8 protein-coding genes are annotated in these 6,957 nt (G+C 38.1%); 4 read left to right on the top strand and 4 right to left on the bottom strand.

The annotated features are described in order from the left end of the window. Positions 1 to 14: 14 nt before the first annotated feature. Entirely contained in the window at positions 15 to 1,085 is a 1,071-nt protein-coding gene (gene murG / locus CK510_RS01065; protein ID WP_095719914.1) for an undecaprenyldiphospho-muramoylpentapeptide beta-N-acetylglucosaminyltransferase, read from the bottom strand. 80 nt (positions 1,086 to 1,165) lie between these two features. On the opposite strand from murG, the gene CK510_RS01070 reads away from it, so the two are divergent. From CK510_RS01070 to CK510_RS01080, 3 genes are all read left to right on the top strand, one after another. Then, positions 1,166 to 1,972, top strand: a complete 807-nt coding sequence (locus CK510_RS01070) for a DUF8623 domain-containing protein (protein WP_095719915.1) — start codon at positions 1,166 to 1,168, stop codon at positions 1,970 to 1,972. A gap of 127 nt (positions 1,973 to 2,099) precedes the next feature. Then, positions 2,100 to 2,870 carry an SDR family oxidoreductase gene (locus CK510_RS01075; RefSeq protein WP_095719923.1) on the top strand — a complete coding sequence of 257 codons (771 nt, stop codon included), beginning with the start codon at positions 2,100 to 2,102 and terminating at the stop codon, positions 2,868 to 2,870. Positions 2,871 to 3,184: 314 nt separating this feature from the next. Beyond that, the gene (locus tag CK510_RS01080; RefSeq protein WP_095719916.1) at positions 3,185 to 3,580 is read left to right on the top strand and encodes a VOC family protein; all 396 of its coding nucleotides are present in this window, start codon (positions 3,185 to 3,187) and stop codon (positions 3,578 to 3,580) included. Positions 3,581 to 3,907: 327 nt separating this feature from the next. Here CK510_RS01080 and CK510_RS01085 read toward each other — a convergent pair whose 3' ends face one another. Continuing rightward, positions 3,908 to 4,321, bottom strand: a complete 414-nt coding sequence (locus CK510_RS01085; RefSeq protein WP_095719917.1) for a secondary thiamine-phosphate synthase enzyme YjbQ — start codon at positions 4,319 to 4,321, stop codon at positions 3,908 to 3,910. Between the two features lie 184 nt (positions 4,322 to 4,505). Here CK510_RS01085 and CK510_RS01090 point away from each other — a divergent pair, with 184 nt between their 5' ends. Further along, the gene (locus CK510_RS01090; RefSeq protein ID WP_095719918.1) at positions 4,506 to 4,739 is read left to right on the top strand and encodes a hypothetical protein; all 234 of its coding nucleotides are present in this window, start codon (positions 4,506 to 4,508) and stop codon (positions 4,737 to 4,739) included. A gap of 14 nt (positions 4,740 to 4,753) precedes the next feature. Here CK510_RS01090 and CK510_RS01095 read toward each other — a convergent pair whose 3' ends face one another. Beyond that, positions 4,754 to 5,860 carry a glycosyltransferase family protein gene (locus tag CK510_RS01095; protein ID WP_095719919.1) on the bottom strand — a complete coding sequence of 369 codons (1,107 nt, stop codon included), beginning with the start codon at positions 5,858 to 5,860 and terminating at the stop codon, positions 4,754 to 4,756. A gap of 52 nt (positions 5,861 to 5,912) precedes the next feature. Further along, the gene (locus CK510_RS01100; RefSeq protein ID WP_095719924.1) at positions 5,913 to 6,848 is read right to left on the bottom strand and encodes an alpha/beta fold hydrolase; all 936 of its coding nucleotides are present in this window, start codon (positions 6,846 to 6,848) and stop codon (positions 5,913 to 5,915) included. Positions 6,849 to 6,957: the final 109 nt, after the last annotated feature.

The following is a 6,957-nucleotide window of genomic DNA, read 5'->3' on the forward strand; positions in this document are numbered from 1 at the left end:
TTCCTTGCCTCAAATTACTTTTCCATCACTTCCCGCAATAACTGCGCTAATTTCTCCGCACTATCCGTCAAAGCTACGGTTTTGGCATTTTCCCCCATTTTCCGCAACTCATCGGGGGATTTTAACAACCGCAAAACCTCGCTTCGCAAAATATCCTCTGTCAATTCCGCTTGTTTAAATAATAATGCTGCATTCACAGCAGTAAACACATTCGCATTATACGTCTGATGGTCTTCAGCCGCAAAAGGATAGGGTATCAAAATTGCTGGGGTTTCGCATACCGCTAATTCCGTCAAACTGCCCGCTCCAGAACGACTAATAGCCAAATCTGCCCTACGTAATAATGCTGCCATATTCTCGTAAAAAGGCAAACTTATATACTGTGGATGTTGCAAACTCCCAGCTTCCTCATCTTTATCCCCAGTGATATGTACCACATAAGCACCCGCTTCAAACCATGCAGGGGAACAACTCCGCACTAATTTATTAACCGCGATCGCACCCTGACTGCCGCCAAATACGACAATTAAAGGTGCTTCTGGGGGAATTGATAAATCTAAAGTTGAAACAATTTCCGCATCTAAAAATTGACTTCTAACTGGAGTACTAGTATAAATTACCTTTGATTTAGGTAAGTACTTTGCCGCCACATCAAAACCAACAGCCACCGCATCACACCAGGGTCCAAAAAAACGGGTAACTTTACCAGGTAAGGCATTTGACTCGTGGAGAATCACAGGTAAACCAAGCGATCTCGCTGCAATTACCGACGGTCCAGCAATATAACCACCTGTAGTAAAAACACCCTGGAAATTGCCTTGTTTCAGTAATTTCCGAACTGCGATTACAGAACCAACCAGCTTACCCAGCGTGAGGAGCGACGAAATCCCAAAACCTTTTTGAAATCCTTCAACAGATATAGTATTCAGCTTATACTGTTTGGGAACTAGCTGCGTTTCCAGGCGATTCGGAACACCCAGCCATTCTATTTGATACCCTGGCAATTTCTCTGCCAGTGCGATCGCAGGAAACAGGTGTCCTCCTGTACCGCTTGCTGCAATTAATAATCGTATCGTATCAACCATCCAACTTGTCCCAGAGCTATAGCTTCATTAAGATAAAACAATTCACAGTTTTCTGTAGTTAAATATCCAACGTATCAGCAATGTCTAACCAAATTAATTTATTACTGAGACGCTCCCTAGTGGCAGTCAACCGAAAGTCAACTTTTTTTCTAATTGCTTTCAGTTTAATTACTGGCTGGCAATCCGTTAAAGCCGTTACTCCATCTAATGCTCCTCCCTCCCTCACCAATTTATTGGTGCAAATTGATACCGCAGCAACTAAGGGCGATATCAAAACTGTAATGCAATACTATAGTCCAAATTTTACACATGGTGACGGCTTGACACGCCCAAATATGGAAAAGGCTTTAGCATCGCTTTGGCAGCGTTACCCCAAATTACGCTACACGACACAGCTACAATCCTGGAAAACTCAAGGTAATGTCACCATTGCCGAAACCGTAACCCAGATATCTGGTTTACCTTCGACAAACAGCCAGAATTTAGCACTCAACACGACAATTCGCTCACGTCAACGCATTTCTGGTTCGCAAATCATCCAACAGGATATATTATCCGAACGAACCCAAATTACATCCGGAGCAAAACCACCCCAAATTGATATCAAGTTACCTCAGCAAGTAAAGGTGGGACAACAGTATACTTTTGATGCGATCGTTCAAGAACCCCTTAGCGAAGATTATCTTTTAGGTGCTGCTTTGGAGGAACCTGTAAAACCCGAAAAATACCTCAATCCCACTCCTGTTAATCTGGAATTACTCTCCGCAGGTGGATTATTTAAGGTTGGTACAGCTCCCGCAACCCCCGGTAGTCAGTGGGTTTCTGCTGTGATTATGCGTGGTGATGGTACAACAATGGTGACGCAACGAGTCCAAATAGTTAAGTAGGAGAAAGGCAGAAGGCAGAAGGAATAAAATATATTTTTGCCCTCATCATAACTGTCTTCTCATTTTCTTGTATCCTCTTTAATACCGAATGCCCAATGCCCAATCCCCAATGCCCAATTCTCAATATATGAATCAAATTATATTAATTACAGGTGCTAGTAGTGGTATTGGTGCTGCTTGTGCGAAATATTTTGCTCAAGCTGGGGCAAAATTAATTTTGGCTGCACGACGGATGGGGAAATTGCAGCAGGTTGTGGAAACTCTGAATATTCAAGCTTCAGATGTACATTTAATTCAGCTAGATGTGCGCGATCGCATTGCTGTTGAGTCTGCTATTTCCCATCTTCCCCCTGAATGGTCGCATATTGATATCTTGGTCAATAATGCTGGTTTAAGTCGCGGTTTGGACAAACTCCAAGAAGCCGATTTCCAAGATTGGGAGGATATGATTGATACCAATGTCAAGGGTTTACTTTACGTGACTCGCAACGTTTTACCGGGAATGGTGCAACGTAACAAAGGTCATATTATTAATATTGGTTCGATTGCTGGACATCAAACCTATCCCGGTGGTAATGTTTATTGTGCTACAAAAGCCGCCGTCAAGTCGATTTCTGAAGGTTTAAAGCTGGATTTAATTGGTACGCAAGTTCGAGTTACTTCTGTCGATCCGGGAATGGTGGAAACTGAATTTAGTAATGTGCGTTTTCATGGGGATAATCAACGTGCGGATAAAGTGTATCAAGGTTTAACCCCACTTACACCTGATGATATTGCTGATGTCATCTTTTTCTGCGCGACTCGTCCACCACATGTAAATATTAATGAAGTAATTTTAATGCCTGTCGATCAAGCTAGTGCAACTTTGGTTAATCGTAATAGAATTCAAATATACTGAAATTCGGTCATGCTGACGAAGGAGGCATCTCAAAGGTTTTCACTTTATTTAAAAGTAATAGCCCTAATCAGTTTTTAGTATATATTCAGCTTCTTTAACAAAAATAATACAAATATACCATTAATAATAACTCTTTACGCCTCGCAAGTCGAAGTCATTACGACTATAATTTATTTAAGAGACAAAAAAAGTTACCCCATATATGGAGAATTTTGTAATTGGTGCGATACTCTCAATTCTAATTATGTAATTTCTCTGCGTCTCTGCGTGATGCAATTATCTCATTCATCTAAATCTAAATAAGGAACAAAAATATGGACATGCTGCGATTTGAACATATCAATCTTTCCTGCAAAAATATTGATGTAAGTAAGCAATTTTATCACAAACTATTTCCCGATTGGAACGTACGTGTTGAAGGAGTTTATGAAGGTAGAAAATGGCTACATTTCGGTAATAACCAATTTTATCTAGCCCTAAATCATACACCAAACGCAGAAAAAGTTCACACAAATTACGAGAATATTGGCATTAATCATGTTGGAATCGTAATTAAAGATGGTGATGCAATGCAACAGCACTTAAAGCAAGAAGGAATTGATTACTACATAATGCAATCCCCGGAAACTAAACATAGAATATATGTAAATGATCCAGACGGAAATGAAATAGAGTTAGTAGAATATCAGCCAGATTATGCTCTGAGATAAGATTAATTCTCTAGATATCGGGGATATGTCGGCAAATTTTCGAGAAAACTGTGTAACAGGATACTGTATCTGAAACATAACAGAGATAGTATTACCAAACCCTTTACTTTTGTACTTTTAGCGGAATTATCCGCTTGAAAAACACCGGGGTAGTAGAAGATAGCTAGTTACAAAAGTGGTTGGCAGCCATGTACTTGAATACTGAGTATATTGAGATATTTTGTTTAAATTTGTTTCAGTAATGTCAGTGATTTTCTACACTCTGGTGATTTATTTTTTCGATTTAATTAAATATTCAAAATAAATATTCATTCTTTAATTTTGAGATTAACTGGAGATATGAACTACTAATTCTCGAACATGGTTTTGTTGTCTATGTTCCCAAACGTAAATACCTTGCCATGTTCCTAAAACCAAGTGTCCATTATTGATGGGAATCTGTTCGGAAGTATGAGTTAAGACAGTGCGGATATGTGCTGGCATATCGTCGCTTCCTTCAGCATCATGGATATATTTTGCTGACTCTGGAACAAGTTTTGCCATGAAGTTGGCTAAATCTAGTAAAACATCTGGATCGGCATTTTCTTGGATAATTAAACTAGCTGATGTATGTCGTAAAAATACTGTGCAAAGTCCTATTTTCACTCCTGATTCGGTGACAATTTCGGCAATCCTTGGTGTGATATTATACAGTGATTTGCCGTTGGTAGAAACCTTGAGTAGTTTTTGATAGTGAGTCATTGTGATGAATTTATTGTGTTTAGTCTAGATTAACTTATCTCACGCAGAGTCGCGGAGGCGCAGAGAGGAATATATAATATGTTTTAGATGCTTAGTTTTGAGAAGAGTATTTATCGGCACTGAAATATTTTTTGGGAAGGATTAAGGTAAGGAGTTAATAATCAGAGTCGGTTAAGGCATTTGTATGTCAGCTAGTTTAATATTTTTAATTGCTCAATTAGTAGTTGTATGGCTAATTTTTAAAGCTTTACTGAATGTATTAAATACAGTAATTAGTGCTGCGATCGCAATCTTTGTAATCGCAATTGTTCTCATGTTTTTCGGATATAGTCCAGAAGCTCTTATCCAAAAAATCAGCAATTTTCCTCAAATGATTCAACAGATGGTGACAGACATTAAAAAGTTTTTTGGTTGGTAATTTTGGCTGATAATTTAATTAATACTTTTAAAAAAGTTAATTACATTTTTGGCTATGAATTCGTTGCCATCTTTAGCAATGGGTTCTGTTTTGCGTGGTTGTTGAAGTGGTTGATTGATAAAATCCCAATCTCCCTCGAAAAATTCCTGAGGTGTTAAAATTTGGTGTTGGTTGTAGTTGGAAATTCCTTCGATTAAGAATGCTGCTTCTGCGAAGTCGTTGCGAGTCACGGAAACTATTGGTAAATCAAGTTTGGTTGCTTCCGAAAAGGTTCCAAAACCAGGTTTAGATAATACTCGACTACAAGCTGGCATTAAATCGACTGGACGACATTTTTTATCGGCAATTTTGATTAAGTTTGGCAAATCTGGTGCTGATGCATCAAAAGTGATAAATTGCCAGTCGGGGAATCGTTTGAGGTTATGGTAGGGGATTTGTTGCAAACCTAATCCACCAAATGTAAGTAAGATAGTTTTTTCTTTGGCTGTATGAATATTCCAAATAGCACGAATTTCTGTTTCTGAATAGCGAGGAGAACCACCAGTTAAACCAATATCGGTAATATTGGGAAATGCTTGCATTGGTTCGTGGAAGGGAAGACGGAAAGTGCGGTATTCTTCTGGGGTTACTCCTGGATACATACCGTAACATTCACTAATCCAATCTGCGATCGCAATAAATTCACATCCCCAATCACGGTAAATAAAATCCCAGGAAAAGTTACTAATCATCCAGCAAGGAATATTTGCTTGTTTGGCGATAATTGGTGTCAGAAAGGGAATATCTCCTAAGATTAAATCAACGCGATTTTGTTGAATAAAATCTACTTCGGTAGCGACGATTGATTTTTGTTTTTTTTGAATTTCTAACAGTTTTTCTAGAGTTGCTGGTTTATCCATCGTTAAACTATCAGCTTGTACTACACCTAAATCATAAGCACGTTGACGGTGGATAAAATCACCTTCGATATAGCATTCTAAGAGCCATCTTGGTGCAGTTGTTGTGAGAATAAGCAAAACTTCAGGTAATAGCTTTTGGATTGTTGCAGCTACAGATGCGGTGCGAGTTGCATGACCAAATCCGTGGTTGGTAATAGCAATATAGATAGTGGGACGTTGCATAATTTTAGAATATTTAAGTTAGAGTTAATATCTCTCTATCGGGGAAAGCAAATCAAATGAATTGAGTATCTTTCAAGAAATTTATAACATTTTTATTAATAATTAGTGATGCATCTGATGAGGCATCATGACCACATTCTTTAATTATTTGCAAGCGTGAATTAGAAATATGTTGGTGTAATTTATTTCCATCACTTGCTGGAAACCAAGTATCATGTTCCCCCCACATAATTAACGTGGCAACATTAATGTTACTGAGATTACTTTGGATTTTAGTTAACCAATTAGGTTTATTTTTTTGCGAACATTCAATTTCTTGTGCAGCAATCTTTAATTCTTCTGCGACTTTTGTGAGAGTACCAGAGAATTCGAGATAGGGATAAGTTATCCAATACACATCCTCTTTAGTTAGGGTTGATGGATTATATAATACACTACGACGTTCGATTGCCATCACTTCTCTAACTAGAGGTGAAAACAAATAAGGAAGACGTAAACTATCTATAGTTTGGATTAACTCAAGTGGAACTTGTGAAAGTAAAGACATTCCCCAATGAGGTAATTTTTGGGCAAAAATAGGCACATTAATCACCGCTAACCTCGCAATTAAATCGGGATTTTCCTGCGCGATCGCAAGTGCAGTTAAAGCACCCAAAGACTCTGCTAAAATTACGACAGGTTCATTACATAATGCCTGAATAATTCGCACAAATTCAATAACTTGATGTCCTTCTGTTTCTCGACGTGATACTGGTTTTTCTGAAAATCCATAACCCTTAGCATCAAAGCAAATAACCCGAAAATATTTGGATAGCGGTTTAATACTATTGCGCCAATTATAGCTCCAGCTACCAACACCATGAAATAAAAATAATGGTTTTCCTGTACCTACTTCACCATAGGCAATTTTGACGGGATAACCGTTAGCATCTGTAATAGTTAAACTTTGTCTACCCTTGGGAAAGTTTAGCTGCCACCAATCTTTCATTTTAGATTTTAGATTTTGGATTTTAGATTTTGGATACATTCACTGTCGCTGAATACAAGCTTTAGATTTTCTAACTCCTGAATCCTGACTCTTGAATACTTAATTAACC

Source organism: Brunnivagina elsteri CCALA 953 (assembly GCF_002289455.1).
GTDB lineage: Bacteria > Cyanobacteriota > Cyanobacteriia > Cyanobacteriales > Nostocaceae > Brunnivagina > Brunnivagina elsteri.